The following is a 19,909-nucleotide window of genomic DNA, read 5'->3' as shown; positions in this document are numbered from 1 at the left end:
ATAAATAGTGACAGGTGAGGAGGTGCGTCAATGGTTGAAAATCCATATGAAGGCCAGTTGCAGCAGCTTCGCAGCGGCGACCTTTCAGAAATTATCGTTGAGCAAGCAGAATTTTTAATTTTTCGAGAAGCATGGTTAAAATGCGAAGACCGTACCGCTTTTGTCGGGGAAGCCGGCTTAAATGGCAGGATTATTTACCGTTATCAGAAAAATCAAGGCTAGACCAATGAATAAACAATGTAAATTGGTAGAAAACGGTTGTAAGATTGGCAAAAAAATGGTAATCTTTACAATTGAAAGGGAATTTTTTAGATGTCTTTTTTACGTTGTAGAAAGCAGAAAAAACCCTAACAAAAAACTTTGTTTAATAAAGGAGATCAATCAATTATGGAAAAGAAAGACTTTCATGTAGTAGCAGAAACTGGAATCCACGCACGTCCAGCTACCTTATTAGTTCAAACAGCTAGCAAATTCAACTCTGATATCAACCTTGAATACAAAGGCAAATCAGTGAACCTAAAATCAATCATGGGCGTTATGTCTTTAGGCGTTGGCCAAGGATCAGACGTTACCATCACTGCTGAAGGTGCTGACGAAGCTGACGCAATGGCAGCAATCGTTGACACAATGAAGAAAGAAGGATTATCTGAATAATGGTTGAAATGCTAAAAGGGATCGCCGCAAGTGACGGAGTTGCCGTTGCAAAAGCTTACCTGCTAGTTCAACCGGATTTATCCTTCAATAAAGTTTCAGTAGAAGATACTGACGCTGAGGAAAAACGATTAGACGACGCTTTGGCAAAGTCTACCGATGAATTGACTCAAATTCGGGAAAAAGCAGCGCAAAGTCTCGGTGAAGAAGAAGCGCAAGTATTTGATGCCCATTTGATGGTTCTTAGTGATCCAGAAATGGTTGGTCAAATCAAGCAAAACGTGAAAGATAACAAAGTCAATGCTGAATCAGCATTGAAAGATGTTACCGACATGTATATCGGTATGTTCGAAGCGATGGATGACAATGCTTACATGCAAGAACGCGCAGCAGATATTCGTGACGTTGCAAAACGGATCTTGGCGAATTTGTTAGGAGTTTCTCTACCAAATCCTTCAATGATCAACGAACAAGTTGTTGTCGTGGCGCATGACTTGACTCCAAGTGATACGGCACAATTAGACCGTAACTTTGTTAAAGCATTCGTAACGGATATCGGCGGACGTACTTCGCACTCTGCGATTATGGCTCGTTCTTTAGAAATTCCTGCAATCGTGGGAACAAAAGAAATTACTGCCAAAGTCAAAGCTGGCGATATTTTAGCTGTGAATGGGATCGAAGGGGACGTTATCATTGACCCTACTGAAGATCAAAAAGCAGAATTTATTAAAATTGGTGAAGACTATGCTGCTCAAAAAGCAGAATGGGAAAAACTAAAAAATTCAAAAACAATCACTGCTGATGGCAAACATTTTGAATTAGCTGCTAATATTGGTACGCCAAAAGATTTAGAAGGCGTACGTAATAACGGCGCAGAAGCAATCGGTTTGTATCGTACAGAATTCTTATACATGGATTCTGCTGATTTTCCTACTGAAGACGACCAATACAAAGCGTATAAAGCTGTATTGGAAGGCATGGGAGACAAACCTGTTGTTGTTCGTACGATGGATATCGGTGGGGATAAGGAGCTTCCTTATCTGCAATTGCCTCATGAAATGAATCCATTCTTGGGTTATCGTGCGTTGCGTATCAGTTTATCCGACTTAGGAGACGATATGTTCCGTACACAAATGCGTGCGTTGTTGCGTGCTTCTGCGCACGGCAATTTACGGATTATGTTCCCAATGGTGGCAACATTGAAAGAGTTCCGCGCTGCGAAAAAAATCTACAATGAAGAACGTCAAAAATTGATTAGCGAAGGTGTAACTGTTTCGGATACGATCCAAGTTGGGATTATGATCGAAATTCCTGCGGCTGCTGTTTTAGCAGATAAATTCGCAAAAGAAGTTGATTTCTTCAGTATTGGAACCAATGATTTGATTCAATACACAATGGCGGCTGACCGGATGAACGAACGCGTTTCGTACCTATACCAACCTTATAATCCTTCAATTTTACGTTTAATCAAAAATGTAATTGATGCAGCACATGCAGAAGGTAAATGGGCTGGAATGTGTGGCGAAATGGCAGGAGATCAAACAGCGGTACCATTGTTAGTAGGAATGGGCTTAGATGAATTTTCAATGAGTGCGACTTCAGTCTTGAAGACTCGTAGCTTGATGAAACGTTTGACAACTACTGATATGCAAGAGCTTGCTGATCGTGCGTTGAAAGAATGTGACACACTTGAAGAAGTTGTTGCTTTAGTTGAACAATACGTAAAATAGATTTTTCAAAAAGAGGAAGAGCACTTTGTAAATTCGCAAAGTTGCTCTTCTTTTTGTTTTTTTAAAGGGCACCCAATCTATCAAATTTGTAAGGTGTTTTCCAGCAAATCTAGGTCTATAGTTGGAGATACATTTGCCCTTGCTGTGCTATAATGTTTGTAACGCCAGATGGAAAAGCTTGTTTTTACCGTTTTCAGTATTTCAATGAAATGCTGGTATGACATGACGACTGGTTGAAATTTTGAAAAAAATGTCAATCGGAAAAAGAACAAGGATGTCAATTCCACTTATTTCAAGAATCCTAGTGGAATGATATACGGTGTGAAAATCGGAAGAAATTTTGAAAAAAATTTCAACCAGAAAAAGAACAAGGATGTCAGTTCCACTTATTTCAAGAATCCTAGTGGAATGATATACGGCGTGAAAATCGGAAGAAATTTTGAAAAAAATTTCAACCAGAAAAAGAACAAGGAGGATATTCTCTTTGAAGGTATTACTTTATTTCGAAGGAGAAAAGATGCTTGAAAAATCAGGGATTGGTCGAGCATTATCCCACCAAAAGCGAGCATTAAGTGAGGTTGGGGTGGAATATACCTGTGACCCTCATGATGAAGATTATGATATTTTGCACATCAACACATACGGTGTCAATAGTTATAATATGGTAAGCAAAGCTCGTCGTGCAGGTAAAAAAGTTATTTACCATGCCCATTCAACCGAAGAGGATTTTCGAAACTCTTTCATCGGTTCCAATCAAGTATCACCTATTTATAAAAAATATTTAGTCAGCTTATATTCAAAAGCCGATCAATTGATTACACCAACACCCTATTCCAAAGAATTACTGGAAGGATACGGGTTGACCGTGCCAATTGCTGCGATTTCAAACGGTATTGATTTAGAAAAATATGCACCTGATCCAGAGAAAGAACAAAAATTCCGCGAATATTTTCATTTATCACCAGAGCAAAAAGTTATTATTTCAGTGGGCTTGTTCTTTGAGCGAAAAGGAATCGTTGATTTTGTCGAGTTAGCCAAACAATTTCCTGAGTACCTTTTCATCTGGTTTGGTCATGTGCCAATGTACACGATTCCGAAAAATATTCGAAATATCGTAAAGGAAGATCATCCTGATAACGTTCTTTTCCCTGGTTATATTCAGGGAGAGATTATCCAAGGCGCATATTCTGGTGCAGATCTCTTTTTCTTTCCTTCCTATGAAGAAACGGAAGGTATCGTGGTTTTAGAAGCACTGGCAAGTAAGCAGAAGGTTTTAGTTCGGGATATTCCCGTCTACAAAGGCTGGCTGCAAAATGAACAAAACTGTTACATGGCAAAAGATAATCAGGAATTTGCTAATCGAATTGAAGAAATCGTTGAACAGAAAGTACCGGATCTTTCTTTGGCAGGGTATGAAACAGCTAAAGGTAAGAGTATTCGAAAAATCGGTGAGGAATTGAAAGCTGTTTATGAACAGGTTTTGGAAAATGAAACTGTTATGTAGTTTGGAGGAAGTAAAGTGAAAATTGGATTTTTTACGGATACCTATTTTCCGCAGGTCAGTGGTGTTGCGACATCGATCAAAACATTGAAGGATGAACTGGAGCATAAAGGGCATGAAGTATATATTTTTACAACAACTGACCCGAATGCGAAGGAAATGGAAGAAGATATTATCCGAATGCCAAGTGTACCGTTTGTTTCGTTCAAGGATCGACGAATCGTTGTTCGTGGCATGTGGTATGCCTATCTTATCGCTAAGGAATTAGAACTGGACTTGATTCATACCCACACAGAATTTGGTGCAGGAATGTTGGGAAAAATGGTTGGAAAAAAATTGAAGATTCCTGTGATCCATACCTACCACACCATGTACGAAGATTATTTGCATTATGTAGCAAAAGGCAAAGTATTGCGCCCTTCCCATGTAAAATATTTCTCTCGGATTTTTGCCAACCACACAACAGGTGTCGTCTGCCCAAGTGAACGGGTGATTGATACGTTGCGTTCATATGGTGTGACCTCGCCAATGCGGGTGATTCCCACCGGCATTGAAATTGAAAAATTTGAACGTCCTGATATTACGGAAGACATGCGGAAAACTGTCCGAGAACATTTGGGAATTACTCAAGACCAACTGATGATTTTATCTTTAAGCCGAATTTCTTATGAAAAAAATATTCAAGCTATTATTCATGGCTTTCCAGAAGTCATTCGTCAGTTACCGCAAGCCCGTTTAGTTGTAGTTGGGAAAGGTCCTTATTTAGAAAAATTACGGGAATTGGTTGAAACATTGGGATTAAGTGAAGTGGTTCAATTTACCGGAGAAGTACCGAATGAGGAAACTGCCTTGTTTTATCATGCGGCAGATTACTTTGTCAGCACATCTACGTCGGAAACACAGGGTCTGACCTATACAGAGGCAATGGCAGCGGGAACGCCTCTTGTCGTGGAAGGTAACGATTATTTGAACAATCTGATCGATGATCCTTCGCTGGGTATGACCTTTGTTTCAGAGGAAGACTTTGCGGATTCTTTGATTGATTATATCAATCAAAAAATTCCCGGCAACGATCAAGTGCTGGAAACAAAACTTTACGAAATTTCGGCTACTCATTTTGGTGAATCGATGCTTGATTTTTATAACGACATGATTGCCTATTATCATTCCCGTGAATTGGAGAAGGAAACGGAGCCTTCAATCCAAAAAATCAAGGTTAAACTTCGTGCTTTTAGAAAGTCATCGATGTAAACATTCTGCGACACATCTTCACACTTTTAGCGTATACTAAGAGTGTGAATTTTTTTGATTGGAGGAATGGATATGAAGATTGGTTTTATTGGAACGGGCGTCATGGGGCATGCGATCGTTGAACATTTGCTGGCAGCCGGCCATGAATTAGCAGTATTTAATCGAACAAAAAGCAAGACGGATGATTTGGTTGCAAAAGGTGCAGTATGGAAAGATACACCGAAAGAAATTGCAGCAGCAAGCGACTTTGTTTTTTCCATGGTAGGTTATCCAAAAGATGTGGAAGAAATTTATTATGGTGAAAAAGGTATTTTTCAAACAGATGTTGCGGGAAAAGTTCTGGTGGATCTTACTACCAGCACTCCGACTTTAGCAGAAAGAATTGCAAAGACCGCAATTGAAAACGGAGCAGAAAGCTTGGATGCGCCAGTTTCGGGTGGAGATCTGGGCGCTAAAAATGCGACGTTGACAATTATGGTAGGGGGTAGCTCGGAAACGTTTGAAAAAGTATTGCCTCTTTTTGAAGTAATCGGAAAAACCTATAGTCTGCATGGAGGTCCCGGTAAAGGACAGCACACTAAAATGGCAAATCAAATCATGATTGCCGGTACTATGACAGGAATGACAGAAATGTTGGTTTATGCGAAAAATGCCGGTCTGGATTTACCTAAAGTCATCGATACTTTAGCCGGCGGCAGTGCAGCCAATTGGTCTATGAGCAATTATGGTCCTCGCATTTTAAAAGCAGATTATTCTCCCGGATTTTTTGTTAAACATTTTATCAAAGATTTAAAAATTGCATTGGATGAGGCGAAGAAAATGAAGTTGGAACTGCCAAGTACCAAATTGGCAACGAAACTCTATGAAGAGCTTGCAGACAAGGGCTTTGAAAATGACGGAACCCAAGCGCTGATTAAACTATGGTGGAACGATTAGAAAATTTAAAAAAATCATGTTTTTTTTCCAAAAAACAATGCAAGCATAGGTCTGTTTTGATACAATGTAACAGAAATGGAGAAAGGGAGGCTTTCGGATGAAAAGTTCACAATTAGTTGCCATCATCAAACGCCTTGAAGCGATGACAGAAGCAACCGACAATGAGGTACAAGTGCGCCGTTTTGAAAAAGAAGGCGTTGAGAAGTGTACAGTGACATACGATAAAGCAACAGAAACCTTTGAATTGACTGAGGCAGATACACATCAAAGCTATCAATTTGATAACATTGATATCGTTGCAATGGAGATTTACGACCTGATTCAATAGTGTCACCAATCTGCATTTATTCAACTAGAAAAACCGAGATTTTCAGAATCCAACAGATACCTGTTTGGCGCTGAAAATGTCGGTTTTTTTTATTCATCAATTAGGATCGCTTGGTTGTGAGGTTCGATAAAGCGGCGATAATAGCTGATCAAAATATCGGTGGGATCGACTTCGGATTTTTCTAATTGTTTCTTCTCTTTAGTAATTGGCGGAAACGTTGGTGGTTCAGTTGCAATGATTGCTTGATCGATTCGACCATAAGAGATTTGATAATATTTTCTTTTTTCCGCAGCAATCGGCAAGGAAAATTCAATTTGTGGTTGCTTTAAAAATTGATTTCTCCGTAGCAAAGAGTCATAAAAACGTTGGCTCTGATTGGCTTCCTCCTGCAATCGTTGCGCCTGTTCAAAATTCAGATGTTCACTGGCATGCAGCATTCGCTGGTGAAGCAGATGAAAGTAACTCGTTGGTTCGCCAGTAAAAAAATGTTTCACCTCTGTTAGCCGTTCGCTCAATGGAGTGTCAGTGATTTGAGGAATTTGTTTTTCTACCGCCAAACGAGTGAGGGGATTAGTTTTTGGCAACAGAAAAGTATCGTTCAAGCTGACGAGGATATCCGGCAGATGTTTGTATTGGCGGAATGGTCCCAAAAAATTCGGCTGATACTCTGTTGAAAGAAGGATCTCATGACCGACAATTCCAACATAAAGATAATTTTGATAAAAGTTCATTTGGCGATTATAGAGAGGATGGTATTGTTGGATGTATCGACATTCCAATAACAGTGCATCAAGCTCAGTCGCTACATCAATCGTTTCAAAAGAAGCAATATTATAAATCATCCGCAAAACCTTATTGGAATGATTTGGGTTGTGTCGAAAATAGGACTGTACCCGTTTTTTTAGATTTTTTGCTTTTCCAACATAAATGATTCCGCCGTGCTGATCTTTCATCAAATAAATTCCCGGCGTTGTCGGCAATGCCGCTGCTTGTTGTTTTAGATTTTTCATAGGAAGAAGATAACAGAAAAAAGGAAAAAGAACAAGGAAAGCTCCGTCTTTTTTTTACGAATAATGTTTTGAATATCAAACTAATTTTCTAGGAAACGATTGAGGAAACAAAAATTTTTTCAATTAAAAATCCATGATTATTCTTGAAAATTAATGTGAGATTGCAAAAAATTCTAAAAAGGACTTGCAATTTGTAAAAACATATAATATATTTTGATAGTCAAATGATTTGATAATCAAAGTATTTTGGATGGTGAAACCGTGGAACCTAATTTAGAAACAGTCAACGATTATTTAGTAAGTGTCTTCAATGATATTCTTACGATCGAAGAATCAGAATTACAAAAATCACAATTTAATGATTTATCCATTACGGAGATGCACACGATCGAAGCAATTGGAATGTATAAGAAGAAAACGACCTCGGAAGTAGCCAAGGAATTATCCATTACTGTGGGAACGCTGACGACAGCAATTAATCGTTTGGTAAAAAAAGGATACGTTGATCGGATTCGCAGTGAAGATGATCGCCGAGTGGTAAAGCTGGGACTAACGAAAAAAGGAAAGCTGCTTTTTCGGGTTCATCAGTATTTTCATCGACAAATGATCAAAGGAGTATTGCAGGATATGAGTAGTGAGGAAGAAGCAGCACTTTTAAAAGCGCTAAAAAATCTGCATGATTTCTTGCAGGAATACAAATGAGCGAGGTAAAGAAGTGTTACGGAAAAATTACTGCCACCGCAAGCTATGTTCCAGAAAAAATCATTTCCAACCAGCAGCTTTCAGAAATCATGGATACATCGGATGAATGGATTTTTTCCCGAACTGGTATCAAAGAGCGACATGTAGTCACTACAGAAAATACGTCAGATCTTTGTACCGAGGTAGCAAAAAGAATTTTAAGAAAAGCCGATTGCTTGCCGGAAGAGCTTGATTTTATTTTAGTTGCTACCATGACTCCAGATTTTGCTACACCATCTGTTGCCTGTCAGGTTCAAGGAAATATTCAAGCCGTCAATGCCTTTGCTTTTGATATCAGTGCCGCTTGTTCTGGTTTCGTTTATGCGATGGCAATGGCAGAAAAATTGATTCGCACCGGTGGAAAAAAAGGACTGGTAATCGGGGGCGAGGTTTTATCAAAAGTTTTAGATTGGCAGGATCGATCAACAGCGGTGCTATTTGGTGACGCTGCTGCCGGAATCTTATTGGAAGCAACAGAGCAACCAAGGATTTTGCAGGAAAAATTACAAGCAGATGGTCAAAAAGCCGATTGCCTGACTTCAGGTTTTGTAGCTAACGAAAGTCCTTATTCAGAAAAAAAAGCTTCTTCGCCTTATCTTACAATGATTGGCAGAGAAATCTTTGATTTTGCAACTCGGACCGTTGTGGCACAAATTGCAGACGTGATTGGAGAAAGAGAGATTGATTATTTCTTGCTCCATCAAGCGAATGCCCGAATTTTAGACAAGGTTGCCAGAAAACTAAAACAACCTCGTGAAAAATTTTTGCAAAATATGGAAAAATACGGCAACACTTCAGCAGCAAGTATTCCTTTATTGTTGGATGAAGCTGTGACAAATGGCACTTTGATTATAGGTAGTAAACAAACAGTGGTGTTTTCAGGTTTTGGTGGCGGTCTGACATACGGAGCCATCCTTCTAAAGCTTTAGAGACCTGTTTACAATAAAAATGACGAATAATTAATTATTGGAGGAACTATACACATGATATTTGAAAAAATTCAAGAAATCGTAGCAGAAGAACTAGGGAAAGAAACAGCAGAAATCAAATTGAACACCAACATCCAAGAAGATTTAGAAGCAGACAGCTTGGATTTGTTCCAAATCATCAACGAAATCGAAGATGAATTTGATGTAAAAATTGAAACAGAAGAAGGCATCACAACCGTAGAAGATTTAGTGAAATACGTAGAGAAACAACAAGCGTAAGGTGAGACTGGCTAGGCCCATAGCCTAGCTTTTCTTATAATGGGAAGAAGTCTTTCTTCCTATTATAAGGAAATCAGTTCGTTGATTTTCGTAAAGGTAGCTAAAGGAGAAGAATATGCAAACAGCTTTTTTATTTAGTGGGCAAGGAGCACAATATCCAGGGATGGGTAAAGAGCTTTATCAACAAGAAAAAATCGTTCGGCAGACTTTCTCACAAGCGAGTGAGGTTTTAGGCTATGACATGGCTGAATTATGTTTTGAAAGTGATCGAATCCACCAGACAGAATACACACAGCCGGCCATTTTGACGGTTAGCATTGCTTTTTGGCGGATCTTAAATGAAAAAGGATTCCAAGCAGATGCTGTAGCCGGTTTGAGTCTTGGAGAATATTCCGCTCTAGTTGCCAGTGGCGCACTGGATTTCGAAATAGCGGTTGACCTTGTCGCAAAACGAGGCAAGTTCATGACAAAAGCGGCACCTAAAGGAACAGGAAAAATGGTGGCAGTTTTGAATACGCCAATTGAAACGATTGAGGCAAGTTGCCAACAAGCAGCAAATGTAGGAATTGTTGTACCGGCAAACTATAATACACCGCAGCAAATTGTTATCGGTGGAGAAGTAGAAGCTGTTGACGCTGCTGTAAATTTTCTAAAAGAAGCCGGAGTTAAGCGGATGATTCCGTTAAACGTCAGTGGTCCATTTCATACCCCCTTGCTGAAGCCGGCAGCTGATGAGTTAAAAAAAGAGCTGGAAAAAATTCGTTTTTCTGCGATGCAGATTCCAGTAATTAGTAACACAACGGCAAAAGTGATGAAACAAGAAGAAATTAAGTCGTTATTGGAACAGCAGGTTATGTCATCTGTTCGTTTTTATGAAAGTATTGAGACATTGAAGCAAATAGGAATTACCCAAACAGTAGAAATCGGTCCGGGAAAAGTACTGACTGGATTTATTAAAAAAATCGATCCTTCGATCAATCTATTGCGAGTTGAGGATAGTGAAACCTTGGCAGCAACGATTGCGCAGTTGGACTAGGAGGAAGTAATGGATATACAGGGAAAAAATATATTTGTGACCGGTAGTACCCGCGGCATTGGCTTAGGTATTGCGAAAGCTTTCGCACAAGCAGGTGGGAACATTATTTTAAATGGACGGGGAGATATTTCATCCGAGTTGATTCAAGAAATCGAAGCATACGGCGTTCGTTGTATCGGTGTATCGGGAGACATTGCTGATTTTGATACTGCCGGTGAAATGATCGACAATGCGATTGAAGCGCTAGGACCGATCCATATCTTGATCAATAACGCTGGTATCACTAATGATAAGCTGGTGATGCGTATGACAGCAGAGGATTTTGAAAAGGTCATCCGTATTAATCTGACGGGAACTTTCAATATGACACAACATGTCATCAAAAAGATGATGAAGCAACGAGAAGGAAGAATCATTAATATGGCTTCTGTTTCGGGCTTGATTGGAAATCTAGGGCAGGCAAATTATGCGGCAAGCAAAGCCGGCGTCGTTGGATTTACCAAATCAGTTGCCAGAGAGGCGGCAGCTAGAGGGATTACCTGCAACGCGATAGCTCCCGGGTTCATTGCTACGGATATGACAGAGGTTCTTTCTGCTAAAGTAAAAGAGCAGGTTGCAGAAAATATTCCGTTACAAAAATTCGGCGGTGTCGAGGATGTGGCAAACACGGCACTTTTCTTAGCCCGAAGCCCATATATTACCGGACAGGTCATCAATGTTGATGGCGGACTAGTCATGCACGGTTAACAGGAGGAGAAACGAATGAATCGAGTAGTAATCACAGGATATGGTGTTGCTTCACCTATCGGCAACGATCCAGAGACCTTTTTAACAAGTCTAAAAGAAGGAAAAAACGGTATTGGGGAAATCACCCACTTTGATGCAACAGATACGGGTATTCGCTTAGCAGCAGAAGTGAAGGAATTTCCTTTTGATAAATATTTTATAAAAAAAGATGCAAAACGAATGGATATGTTTTCCGTATACGGTGTGTATGCAGCTTTAGAAGCAATGACAATGGCAGATTTCACCAAAGAAGATGTTGATGCGGATCGTTTTGGTGTCATCGTAGGATCGGGAATCGGTGGTTTACAAACAATCCAAGATCAAGTGATTCGAATGTCTGAAAAAGGCTCACAACGAGTATCACCAATGTTTGTTCCTATGTCAATCGTCAATATGGTGGCTGGAAACATCGCTTTGCGAGTGGGGGCAAAAGGAATTTGTACGAGCATCGTAACCGCTTGTGCTTCAGGAACTCATTCGATTGGTGAAGCTTTCCGCAACATTAAACATGGCTATGCGGATGTCATACTGGCTGGAGGAGCAGAAGCATCCATCAATCAAATCGGTATTGCCGGTTTTGCTTCCTTGACAGCTTTGACAAAAGAAACGGATCCTTCAAAGGCCTCAGTTCCTTTTGATACGAATCGCAGCGGTTTTGTCATGGGGGAAGGTGCAGGAGTCATGGTGTTAGAATCTTACGAGCATGCCAAACAACGAGGAGCCAACATACTAGCCGAGATTGTTGGGTATGGAGCAAATTGTGATGCATATCATATGACAGCGCCAAATCCTGATGGTTCGGGAGCAGGTAAAGCGATTCAGTTGGCAATGGCAGAAGCAGGAATCACCGGAGCAGATGTTGACTATGTAAATGCTCATGGAACAAGCACACCGGCAAATGATGTTGCTGAAGCAAAAGCGATTCAATATGGACTAGGTGAAACCTACCGTCAAACTTATGTCAGCAGTACAAAATCGATGACCGGTCATTTGTTGGGAGCCGCTGGAGGAATTGAAGCTATTGCAAGTCTGCTTGCTTTGGAACATCAATTTATTCCACCAACAATCAATGTTTCTCAGCAAGATCCCGAAATTGATTTAAACGTTGTAAAAAATCAAAGTCAACCAGCAGATGTGACCTATGCTTTAAGTAATTCGTTAGGCTTTGGTGGTCATAATGCAGTTATTTGTTTGAAACGTTGGGAGGCTGACGAATGAATATTCAAGAAATCAAAGGGTTATTAGATCAGTTCGATCAATCCTCTTTAACAGAATTTGATTTAAAAGAAGGCAATTTTGAACTTTATTTTAATAAAAATACGTCATCTGGAAAAGAACGGCTCTATGCAACGCCAGCTGCGGAAACACCAGCAATTGGAGGCACACAACTTCAGACAACATCTACTCATGAAGAAACTACCGAAACAATTGTGACCGAAGAGGCAAAAGCTGAGGGAACATCAATCGTGTCACCGTTAGTAGGTGTGGTCTATCTGCAACCAACACCAGAAAAACCGGCATTTAAAAAACTGGGTGATCAGGTGAAAAAAGGCGAAGTTCTATGCATTATCGAAGCCATGAAAGTAATGAATGAAATTACCAGTGAAGTATCTGGAGAAATTACCGCGATACTCGTTGAGAATGAACAGACAGTGGAATACAATCAACCGTTGTTTGTGGTGAAAGAAGGCTAAAAAATGTCATTAATGACTGTAGAAGAAATCAAAAAAATCATTCCCCATCGTTATCCGTTTCTATTGCTGGATCGCGTAGAGGAAATGGAAATTGGCAAAAAAATCATCGCAAAGAAAAATGTATCCGTCAATGAACCTTTCTTTCAAGGACACTTTCCTCACGAACCGGTAATGCCGGGCGTACTGATTCTAGAAGCAATGGCGCAAGCTGGTGCAGTTGCGTTGCTTTCTCTTGAAGAATTTCAAGGGAAAACTGCTTATTTCGGTGGAATTGATAAAGCAAAATTTAGAAAAAAAGTAACGCCGGGAGATACCCTGCTGTTGGAAGTAGAATTATTGAAAGTGAAATCTTCTGCTGGAATCGGCAAAGGGATCGCATATGTTGATGGAAAAAAAGTTGCTGAGGCGGAACTGACGTTTATGATTGGATAGGTGAGTTATGTTTTCAAAAGTATTGATTGCAAATCGTGGAGAAATCGCTGTACGAATCATTCGCGCCTGTCGTGAACTAGGAATTGCCACTGTTGCGGTTTATTCAGAAGCAGACCGGGAAGCTCTGCATACGGAAATGGCAGATGAGGCGATTTGTATCGGACCGGCAAAAGCAGCAGATTCTTATTTAAACGTGCAGCAGATTCTAAGTGCTGCAGTGGTGACAAAGGCAGAAGCCATTCATCCGGGGTTTGGTTTTTTATCAGAAAATAGCCGCTTTGCTGCCATGTGCGAAGAAATCAATGTTACGTTTATCGGTCCTAAAAGTGAAACGATTGAAGCAATGGGCAATAAAATCAATGCCCGTCAATTAATGATCCAAGCAGAAGTTCCCGTCATTCCTGGTAGCGATGGAGAAGTGGTTGATGTTGAAGAAGCATTAGCCGTAGCCGAACGCATCGGGTATCCTGTGATGCTGAAAGCTGCAGCTGGCGGTGGCGGAAAAGGAATTCGAAAAGTTGCTTCAAAAGATGAACTGCCACAGCATTTTTCTTCTGCCCAGCAGGAAGCAAAAGCAGCCTTTGGAAATGACGCCATGTATTTGGAAAAAATCGTTTATCCTGCTCGTCATATTGAAGTACAAATTTTAGGTGACGCATTTGGTCATATTATCCATCTGGGAGAAAGAGACTGTTCTTTACAGCGAAACAACCAAAAAGTGATGGAAGAATCTCCATCGGTGGTGATTTCAGAAGAAAAACGCCAAGAACTTGGTGAAGCTGCCCTGCGAGCGGCAAGAGCAGTCGGTTACCAAAATGCCGGCACAATTGAATTTTTAATGGATCAAGCTGGCTCGTTTTATTTTATGGAAATGAATACCCGAATTCAAGTGGAACATCCAATCACTGAGATGGTCACTGGAATTGATCTTGTAAAAAAACAAATTCAGATTGCAGCAAATGAACCTTTGGATATTCAGCAAACGGATATTAAGTTGAAGGGACATGCAATTGAATGTCGAATCAATGCAGAAAATCCAGCCTTTCATTTTGCTCCTTCGCCAGGGAAGATCACCAATCTTTTCTTACCCAGTGGTGGATTAGGTGTGCGGGTGGATAGCGGTATGTACTCTGGGTACACAATTCCTCCTTATTATGATTCCATGATTGCAAAAGTAATCGTTCATGGAGATACCCGTTTTGAAGCATTGATGAAAATGCAACGTGCACTAGGAGAGCTAGTGACAGATGGTGTATTGACAAATTCAGAATTTCAAATGGATTTGATTAGTCATCCACAAGTTGTTGCAGGAGATTACGACACCGCCTTTTTACAAGAAATCTTTTTACCGAATTGGGAACAATAGGAGGGTGAAACATGGCCTTATTCAAAAAGAAAAATTACATTCGCATCAATCCAAATAGGGATGCGACGCCAGCAAATACTCCTTTCGTTCCAGATAACATGTGGGCGAAATGTCCAAGTTGCAAACACACGCTTTATACGAAAGAAATGGGAGCAGAAAAGGTCTGCCCCCATTGTGGTTACAATTTTCGAATCAGTGCTTGGGAAAGAATCGCTCTTACTATCGATGAAAAAAGTTTTGAAGAATGGGATAATGATTGTCGGACGAGCGACCCGCTTGATTTTCCCGGCTATCTGGAAAAGATTCGCATAACACAAGAAAAAACGGGACTGAGTGAAGCCGTATTGACAGGAAACGCTACAATCAATGGCGTCCCTTTGGCAATCGGTGTCATGGATTCTCATTTCATCATGGGAAGCATGGGCACGGTTGTAGGAGAAAAAATCACCCGCTTGTTTGAACGGGCTACAACCAAAGGATTGCCAGTAGTGATTTTTACCGCTTCCGGAGGCGCCCGAATGCAAGAAGGAATTTTTTCTTTGATGCAGATGGCAAAAATTTCTGCGGCAGTCAAGCGACATAGTGAAGCAGGATTGTTTTATTTGACGGTTTTAACTGATCCAACTACCGGCGGCGTCACGGCAAGTTTTGCAATGGAAGGGGACATTATTTTAGCAGAGCCCCAAAGCCTGATTGGGTTTGCCGGACGGCGAGTGATTGAAGAAACTATCAAGCAGGAGTTGCCAGAGGACTTTCAAAAGGCGGAATTTTTGAAAAAACACGGCTTCGTTGACCAAATTGTTCCAAGAAAAGAAATGAAGGAACGTATTTATCAATTATTGACACTTCATACGATGGAAGGGTGGTCGCTGGGATGAAAAAAACTGCGGCAGAAATTCTGCAACAAGCGCGGGGAAAAGATCGCTTGACGGCTCTTGATTATTTTGAGTTGATTTTTGAGAATTTCCAAGAGCTACATGGGGATCGACTTTTTGGAGATGACGAGGCGGTAGTTGGTGGTATTGCATGTTTAGACGAAAAGCCAGTGACAGTCATCGGCATTCAAAAAGGCAAAAATCTGCAGGAGAATCTACGAAGAAATTTTGGTTCTCCTCATCCAGAAGGATATCGAAAAGCCTTACGTTTAATGAAGCAAGCCGAAAAATTTGGCCGGCCGGTGATTACCTTTATCAATACCGCAGGCGCTTTTTGCGGTGTTGGGGCAGAAGAAAGAGGCGAAGGCGAGGCGATTGCCCGTAATCTTTTGGAAATGTCTGATTTGAAGGTGCCAATCATCGCCATCATTATTGGTGAAGGCGGTAGCGGTGGTGCGCTTGCCTTAGCTCTTGGCGACGAAGTATGGATGATGGAGCAATCAATTTATGCTATTTTGTCACCAGAAGGCTTTGCCTCAATCCTATGGAAAGATGGCAGCCGTGCAAAAGAAGCTGCGGAATTGATGAAAATTACTGCAAAAGAATTGTTTGATTTAAAGGTAATTGATAAAGTCATTCCCGAAACTTTAAATGGCGAACCAATTGAAATGGAAAAAATCAATCACATGCTTCGCAAAGCATTGATCGACAAATTACAAGAACTTTGCCAACTGACGGAATCCGAAAGGTTAGAAGCACGTTATCAGCGTTTTCGTAAATTTTAATCGTAAAAGTAGAAGGACCAAAGCATCCAGCTTTTGGTCTTTTTTTGTTTCTTATAGCCGTTTTTGCTGGGAATATTCAATAAACTAGCGATTTTCACGAGAAAAGTAAATAAAATTTCAAAAAACTTTCAAAAAATGGATGAAAAGTCAAAAAAACTGTGGTAATATGTATACAATCTCATAAAAAAGAAATATATTGTATAAAAAATGAATAATGAGGAGCGGATTTTATGAAAAAGATTTTAACAGGGGTTGCGTCATTAGCATTAGTTTTCTTACTGGGTGCTTGTGGTGGCGGAAATAACGAAAAAGCATCAAAGGATTCAGATACACAAGACAAAGCAGTTGCTGCAATCAAAGATGCGGGAGTACTGAAAGTTGGATTATCTGCAGATTTTGCTCCTTTTGAATTTCATACGATGTCTGACGGCAAAGATAAAATTGTCGGGGCAGATATTGATTTAGCCAATGCAATCGCCGAAAAATTAGATGTTGATGTTGAGTTTATGGATATGGAATTCAATGCAGTATTAAGTTCTCTGCAACAGGGAAAAGTGGATATTGCGATTTCGGGAATTTCTGCTACACCGGAACGTAAGGAATCCTTCGACTTTTCAGATAATTACTACAATCCACCACAAAAAATTGTTATCAACAAGAAAAATGCCGCAACCTTTACTTCGATTGAAAGTTTGAGTGGCAAAAAAATCGGTGCACAAAAAGGCTCTGTTCAAGAAGATGTAGCCAAGACACAGATTGCTGATGCACAGATCGTTTCTGTTGCGAAAGTTCCTAATCTAATCATTGAATTAAACCAAGGCTCGATCGATGCGCTCGTCGTTGAAGAAACAGTTGGTGCTTCTTATATTGACCAAAACCCGGATTTGCAGTTTGCAGAAGTTGACTTGAAATCCAGCGAAGACGAAGCGTATGCAATCGCCTTGCCAAAAGACAGCGGCGAATTAAAATCAGAAATTAATGATGTAATCAAAGAATTGAACGATTCTGGCAAAATGGAAGAATTTGTTCAAAAAAATATCGAGCTAGCAAATAAAAATGCCGAAAAATAGATTGAGGTCAGACAAATGAATTTTTCCTTTTTACCAGATTTTTTCCCTTATTTTCTTTCAGGAACAGTCGTTACCATTATCATTTCAGTGGTTACTATCATTTTTGGAACGATTATCGGAGTCGTAATGGCTTTGCTGAAACTTTCCAGCGTGTCTCCTTTGCGTTGGTTTGCCAATATTTATATTGAAATTATTCGTTGTACACCGATGTTGATCCAAATTTTGATTGGTTTTGGACTTTTGCAAGGAATCATCAGTGCGCCAACGGTAGCTATCGGTGTTTTAGATGTCGATTTTAGTCGGTTGATTCCCGGAATTATTGTGATTTCAATGAACTCTGGCGCCTATGTAGCAGAAATCGTTCGGGGTGGGATTATTTCCGTTGAAGCAGGGCAAAAAGAAGCAGCAGAATCTCTGGGTTTGCGTCCAATGCAGGCGATGCGTTACGTGATTTTACCGCAAGCATTGCGAAATATTCTTCCTTCAATGGGAAATGAATTTATCACCCTGATCAAAGATTCTTCCCTACTTTCAACAATTGGAATTTACGAATTATTGAGCAGTGCGCAAATCGTTATCACCAATTCGTATATTCCGTTAGAACCATTGTATATTGCCGCTATCATTTACTTTATCCTGACCTTCTTCACGGGCCGTTTACTGGCTTTATGGGAAGAAAAAATGGGTAAAGGATACCAAAGATAGGGGGAATATAAGATGTCGGAAGCATTGATTAAAGTAGAAAATCTGCATAAATCATTTAAGAAAAATCAAGTATTAAAAGGAATCAATTCAGAGATTAAAAAAGGGGAAGTCGTGGTAATCATCGGACCATCTGGCTCAGGAAAAAGTACCTTTCTCCGCTGTCTAAATCTTTTAGAGGTACCAACTCAAGGTAATATTTATTTTGAAGGTACAGATATTACCGATAAGAAAAATGACATTTACAAAATGCGAGAGAAAATGGGAATGGTTTTTCAAAATTTTAATCTTTTTCCTAATATGACAGTCATGGATAACTTGATTTTATCTCCTGTTAAAGTAAAAAAAGAATCCAAAGAGACAGCTATGGCTTTTGGGGAGCAGCTTTTAGAAAAAGTTGGTTTGAGTGAAAAAAGCGATGCCTATCCTCAATCGCTTTCTGGGGGACAGAAACAGCGGATCGCGATTGCACGAGCATTGGCGATGCAGCCGGATGTTATGTTGTTTGATGAACCGACTTCGGCGTTAGATCCGGAAATGGTAGGGGAGGTCCTTTCAGTTATGCAGCAGTTGGCAAAAGACGGTATGACGATGGTCATTGTTACCCATGAAATGGGATTTGCCAAAGAAGTTGGAGATCGTGTGCTCTTTATGGATGAAGGAATCATCATGGAAGAAGGAACACCGGAAGACATCTTTCAGCATGCACAAAATCCACGGACGATTGATTTTTTGTCGAAAATATTATAGAAAAAACCTGTAGGAAAATAGCCAAGAGGCCGTTTTCCTACAGGTTTTTTTAAAAATTCGGATGTTGATGTTTTTGTTTTCGTAAAAGAGGCAGCAATTCTTTTGCAGTGATCGCCATTACTTTTTCGCCAAGGGAACCCTTCGGCATTTTTTCTGCGGGGTCATTTTTGTAACGATAATCGGTAAAGAGCTGTTCTCCGTCTTTTTCTTCATAAAAAGCCCAGATTTCTTCATCTCCGATATCTTCAATATCGGCAAAAAGCTCAACAATCAGTTCATTCAAGTCTTCGTGAAATTGCATCATTCATTCTCCTTACTCAAAATTTTCTCCTTCTATCTTAGCACATTTTTGTGGGGATACAACGGGGTTTTAAGAAGGTGGGGCTATGCTTACAATAGAAATTCGTTCTCAATCCATGCCAATCCTTCATGAGTGCTAGTGTAAAAAAGGAGTTTTCCATTCAAATCAAAAAAGGCTATGTTCATGTAGCCAAATTCTGTAGTATCAACACTGCTACCTAAAACAACATCAAAATGATTATAGAAAAAAGAGTCAATTTTTCGTAAGTCATTAAAAAAGTTTTTTCTGTTACCAGTAAATATCTCTATTTATTAAGAATAATAGTAGATTCTTGGTCATCGAGAAGACGTAATAATTTAACATATTTTGTCTTTTTTTCAAGAAAATTCACTATTTCAAAATAGTCGGCTTTAGTTGTTATCCGAATATTTTCCATAATTTGCCTCCAAACTAGAATAGTCTATCAAAAAGATGCGAGGGTTCATCTTTTTTTAATGCTATTTGCAGATGGTTACTAACGGGAATAAATTTAGGGTAAAAGAAAAAGCCTTGATAAATCAAGACTTATAAGATAAGCGGGTGACGAGAATCGAACTCGCGACGGAAGCTTGGGAAGCTTCTGTTTTACCACTAAACTACACCCGCGGAACAAGATAAAGTATACGGCTTTTTCTAAAAAGAAACAAGAGAAATTTTAATTTTCTGCTTGCATTTTCAAAAATAATACGTTATATTTAAGCCATCAAAATGATAAAG

At 39.8% G+C, this 19,909-nt stretch carries 24 protein-coding genes and 1 tRNA gene; 21 read left to right on the top strand and 4 right to left on the bottom strand.

Annotated elements, in window-relative coordinates:
- The first annotated feature begins 30 nt into the window (after window positions 1-30).
- The 7 genes from BN1875_RS01220 (at window position 31) to BN1875_RS01185 (ending at window position 6,397) form a co-directional block, all read left to right on the top strand.
- Entirely contained in the window at window positions 31-222 is a 192-nt protein-coding gene (locus BN1875_RS01220; RefSeq protein ID WP_048603059.1) for a hypothetical protein, read from the top strand.
- 165 nt (window positions 223-387) lie between these two features.
- Window positions 388-654, top strand: a complete 267-nt coding sequence (locus BN1875_RS01215) for a phosphocarrier protein HPr (protein ID WP_048603058.1) — start codon at window positions 388-390, stop codon at window positions 652-654.
- On the top strand, window positions 654-2,381 hold the full coding sequence (ptsP, locus tag BN1875_RS01210) for a phosphoenolpyruvate--protein phosphotransferase (RefSeq protein WP_048603057.1): 1,728 nt from the start codon (window positions 654-656) through the stop codon (window positions 2,379-2,381). Before BN1875_RS01215 ends, ptsP begins: the two co-directional genes overlap by 1 nt.
- A 484-nt stretch (window positions 2,382-2,865) precedes the next feature.
- A complete protein-coding gene (locus BN1875_RS01200) occupies window positions 2,866-3,885 on the top strand; it encodes an LTA glycolipid anchor biosynthesis glycosyltransferase, IagA/BgsA family (RefSeq protein WP_048603055.1) in 1,020 nt (339 codons plus the stop codon).
- Between the two features lie 15 nt (window positions 3,886-3,900).
- Window positions 3,901-5,133, top strand: a complete 1,233-nt coding sequence (locus tag BN1875_RS01195; RefSeq protein ID WP_048603054.1) for a glycosyltransferase family 4 protein — start codon at window positions 3,901-3,903, stop codon at window positions 5,131-5,133.
- Between the two features lie 72 nt (window positions 5,134-5,205).
- Window positions 5,206-6,069 carry an NAD(P)-dependent oxidoreductase gene (locus BN1875_RS01190; RefSeq protein WP_048603053.1) on the top strand — a complete coding sequence of 288 codons (864 nt, stop codon included), beginning with the start codon at window positions 5,206-5,208 and terminating at the stop codon, window positions 6,067-6,069.
- A gap of 97 nt (window positions 6,070-6,166) precedes the next feature.
- Window positions 6,167-6,397 carry a YkuJ family protein gene (locus tag BN1875_RS01185; protein WP_048603052.1) on the top strand — a complete coding sequence of 77 codons (231 nt, stop codon included), beginning with the start codon at window positions 6,167-6,169 and terminating at the stop codon, window positions 6,395-6,397.
- A gap of 89 nt (window positions 6,398-6,486) precedes the next feature.
- Here the strand turns inward: BN1875_RS01185 and BN1875_RS01180 are convergent, their stop codons facing one another.
- Entirely contained in the window at window positions 6,487-7,407 is a 921-nt protein-coding gene (locus BN1875_RS01180; RefSeq protein WP_069959615.1) for a GIY-YIG nuclease family protein, read from the bottom strand.
- A 261-nt stretch (window positions 7,408-7,668) separates the two neighbouring features.
- On the opposite strand from BN1875_RS01180, the gene fabT reads away from it, so the two are divergent.
- The 14 genes from fabT to BN1875_RS01110 all read left to right on the top strand — a co-directional run bounded on the left by fabT (window position 7,669) and on the right by BN1875_RS01110 (window position 18,852).
- Window positions 7,669-8,109: a fatty acid biosynthesis transcriptional regulator FabT gene (fabT, locus tag BN1875_RS01175; RefSeq protein WP_048603050.1), complete on the top strand. Its 441-nt coding sequence runs from the start codon at window positions 7,669-7,671 to the stop codon at window positions 8,107-8,109.
- Window positions 8,106-9,077: a beta-ketoacyl-ACP synthase III gene (locus tag BN1875_RS01170; protein ID WP_048603049.1), complete on the top strand. Its 972-nt coding sequence runs from the start codon at window positions 8,106-8,108 to the stop codon at window positions 9,075-9,077. The genes fabT and BN1875_RS01170 overlap by 4 nt, the downstream gene beginning before the upstream one ends.
- A 54-nt stretch (window positions 9,078-9,131) precedes the next feature.
- Window positions 9,132-9,356, top strand: a complete 225-nt coding sequence (locus BN1875_RS01165; protein WP_048603048.1) for an acyl carrier protein — start codon at window positions 9,132-9,134, stop codon at window positions 9,354-9,356.
- Between the two features lie 115 nt (window positions 9,357-9,471).
- Window positions 9,472-10,392 (top strand): ACP S-malonyltransferase, encoded by a 921-nt coding sequence (gene fabD / locus BN1875_RS01160; RefSeq protein ID WP_048603047.1) that lies wholly within the window; start codon window positions 9,472-9,474, stop codon window positions 10,390-10,392.
- A gap of 9 nt (window positions 10,393-10,401) precedes the next feature.
- Window positions 10,402-11,139, top strand: coding sequence for a 3-oxoacyl-[acyl-carrier-protein] reductase (gene fabG / locus BN1875_RS01155; protein ID WP_048603046.1), 738 nt, complete (start codon window positions 10,402-10,404; stop codon window positions 11,137-11,139).
- A 15-nt stretch (window positions 11,140-11,154) separates the two neighbouring features.
- Entirely contained in the window at window positions 11,155-12,396 is a 1,242-nt protein-coding gene (fabF, locus tag BN1875_RS01150; RefSeq protein WP_048603045.1) for a beta-ketoacyl-ACP synthase II, read from the top strand.
- Window positions 12,393-12,872: an acetyl-CoA carboxylase biotin carboxyl carrier protein gene (gene accB, locus BN1875_RS01145; RefSeq protein ID WP_048603044.1), complete on the top strand. Its 480-nt coding sequence runs from the start codon at window positions 12,393-12,395 to the stop codon at window positions 12,870-12,872. The genes fabF and accB overlap by 4 nt, the downstream gene beginning before the upstream one ends.
- Window positions 12,873-12,884: 12 nt before the next feature.
- Window positions 12,885-13,304, top strand: coding sequence for a 3-hydroxyacyl-ACP dehydratase FabZ (fabZ, locus tag BN1875_RS01140; RefSeq protein ID WP_187115910.1), 420 nt, complete (start codon window positions 12,885-12,887; stop codon window positions 13,302-13,304).
- Between the two features lie 7 nt (window positions 13,305-13,311).
- Entirely contained in the window at window positions 13,312-14,670 is a 1,359-nt protein-coding gene (locus tag BN1875_RS01135; RefSeq protein ID WP_048603042.1) for an acetyl-CoA carboxylase biotin carboxylase subunit, read from the top strand.
- Window positions 14,671-14,681: 11 nt separating this feature from the next.
- Complete coding sequence (gene accD / locus BN1875_RS01130; protein ID WP_048603041.1) at window positions 14,682-15,548, top strand: acetyl-CoA carboxylase, carboxyltransferase subunit beta; 867 nt, start codon at window positions 14,682-14,684, stop codon at window positions 15,546-15,548.
- Complete coding sequence (locus BN1875_RS01125; protein WP_048603040.1) at window positions 15,545-16,330, top strand: acetyl-CoA carboxylase carboxyl transferase subunit alpha; 786 nt, start codon at window positions 15,545-15,547, stop codon at window positions 16,328-16,330. Before accD ends, BN1875_RS01125 begins: the two co-directional genes overlap by 4 nt.
- A 230-nt stretch (window positions 16,331-16,560) precedes the next feature.
- On the top strand, window positions 16,561-17,400 hold the full coding sequence (locus BN1875_RS01120; RefSeq protein ID WP_048603039.1) for a transporter substrate-binding domain-containing protein: 840 nt from the start codon (window positions 16,561-16,563) through the stop codon (window positions 17,398-17,400).
- Between the two features lie 15 nt (window positions 17,401-17,415).
- The gene (locus BN1875_RS01115) at window positions 17,416-18,105 is read left to right on the top strand and encodes an amino acid ABC transporter permease (RefSeq protein WP_048603038.1); all 690 of its coding nucleotides are present in this window, start codon (window positions 17,416-17,418) and stop codon (window positions 18,103-18,105) included.
- A gap of 12 nt (window positions 18,106-18,117) precedes the next feature.
- Complete coding sequence (locus BN1875_RS01110) at window positions 18,118-18,852, top strand: amino acid ABC transporter ATP-binding protein (protein ID WP_048603037.1); 735 nt, start codon at window positions 18,118-18,120, stop codon at window positions 18,850-18,852.
- A gap of 49 nt (window positions 18,853-18,901) precedes the next feature.
- On the opposite strand, the gene BN1875_RS01105 is transcribed toward BN1875_RS01110, so the two are convergent.
- From BN1875_RS01105 to BN1875_RS01100, 3 genes are all read right to left on the bottom strand, one after another.
- Window positions 18,902-19,153, bottom strand: coding sequence for a hypothetical protein (locus BN1875_RS01105; protein ID WP_048603036.1), 252 nt, complete (start codon window positions 19,151-19,153; stop codon window positions 18,902-18,904).
- Window positions 19,154-19,457: 304 nt separating this feature from the next.
- Window positions 19,458-19,589: a hypothetical protein gene (locus BN1875_RS13870; RefSeq protein WP_261795772.1), complete on the bottom strand. Its 132-nt coding sequence runs from the start codon at window positions 19,587-19,589 to the stop codon at window positions 19,458-19,460.
- Window positions 19,590-19,727: 138 nt separating this feature from the next.
- A tRNA-Gly gene (locus BN1875_RS01100) sits at window positions 19,728-19,798 on the bottom strand.
- Between the last annotated feature and the right edge of the window lie 111 nt (window positions 19,799-19,909).

The organism is Enterococcus massiliensis (assembly GCF_001050095.1).
GTDB classification, from domain to species: domain Bacteria; phylum Bacillota; class Bacilli; order Lactobacillales; family Enterococcaceae; genus Enterococcus_C; species Enterococcus_C songbeiensis.
The sequence above is the reverse complement of the archived record's forward strand: the minus strand, read 5'-3'. Positions and strand labels throughout refer to the sequence as shown.

Coding starts and splice junctions, on each gene's coding strand:
- BN1875_RS01110 (WP_048603037.1), top strand. CDS start 18,118: ATGTCGGAAGCATTGATTAAAGTAGAAAATCTGCATAAATCATTTAAG.
- BN1875_RS01115 (WP_048603038.1), top strand. CDS start 17,416: ATGAATTTTTCCTTTTTACCAGATTTTTTCCCTTATTTTCTTTCAGGA.
- fabZ (WP_187115910.1), top strand. CDS start 12,885: ATGACTGTAGAAGAAATCAAAAAAATCATTCCCCATCGTTATCCGTTT.
- BN1875_RS01125 (WP_048603040.1), top strand. CDS start 15,545: ATGAAAAAAACTGCGGCAGAAATTCTGCAACAAGCGCGGGGAAAAGAT.
- BN1875_RS01215 (WP_048603058.1), top strand. CDS start 388: ATGGAAAAGAAAGACTTTCATGTAGTAGCAGAAACTGGAATCCACGCA.
- BN1875_RS01190 (WP_048603053.1), top strand. CDS start 5,206: ATGAAGATTGGTTTTATTGGAACGGGCGTCATGGGGCATGCGATCGTT.
- BN1875_RS13870 (WP_261795772.1), bottom strand. CDS start 19,589: ATGGAAAATATTCGGATAACAACTAAAGCCGACTATTTTGAAATAGTG.
- BN1875_RS01220 (WP_048603059.1), top strand. CDS start 31: ATGGTTGAAAATCCATATGAAGGCCAGTTGCAGCAGCTTCGCAGCGGC.
- fabG (WP_048603046.1), top strand. CDS start 10,402: ATGGATATACAGGGAAAAAATATATTTGTGACCGGTAGTACCCGCGGC.
- accD (WP_048603041.1), top strand. CDS start 14,682: ATGGCCTTATTCAAAAAGAAAAATTACATTCGCATCAATCCAAATAGG.
- BN1875_RS01120 (WP_048603039.1), top strand. CDS start 16,561: ATGAAAAAGATTTTAACAGGGGTTGCGTCATTAGCATTAGTTTTCTTA.
- BN1875_RS01170 (WP_048603049.1), top strand. CDS start 8,106: ATGAGCGAGGTAAAGAAGTGTTACGGAAAAATTACTGCCACCGCAAGC.
- fabF (WP_048603045.1), top strand. CDS start 11,155: ATGAATCGAGTAGTAATCACAGGATATGGTGTTGCTTCACCTATCGGC.
- BN1875_RS01180 (WP_069959615.1), bottom strand. CDS start 7,407: ATGAAAAATCTAAAACAACAAGCAGCGGCATTGCCGACAACGCCGGGA.
- ptsP (WP_048603057.1), top strand. CDS start 654: ATGGTTGAAATGCTAAAAGGGATCGCCGCAAGTGACGGAGTTGCCGTT.
- BN1875_RS01105 (WP_048603036.1), bottom strand. CDS start 19,153: ATGCAATTTCACGAAGACTTGAATGAACTGATTGTTGAGCTTTTTGCC.
- fabD (WP_048603047.1), top strand. CDS start 9,472: ATGCAAACAGCTTTTTTATTTAGTGGGCAAGGAGCACAATATCCAGGG.
- accB (WP_048603044.1), top strand. CDS start 12,393: ATGAATATTCAAGAAATCAAAGGGTTATTAGATCAGTTCGATCAATCC.
- BN1875_RS01135 (WP_048603042.1), top strand. CDS start 13,312: ATGTTTTCAAAAGTATTGATTGCAAATCGTGGAGAAATCGCTGTACGA.
- BN1875_RS01165 (WP_048603048.1), top strand. CDS start 9,132: ATGATATTTGAAAAAATTCAAGAAATCGTAGCAGAAGAACTAGGGAAA.
- BN1875_RS01185 (WP_048603052.1), top strand. CDS start 6,167: ATGAAAAGTTCACAATTAGTTGCCATCATCAAACGCCTTGAAGCGATG.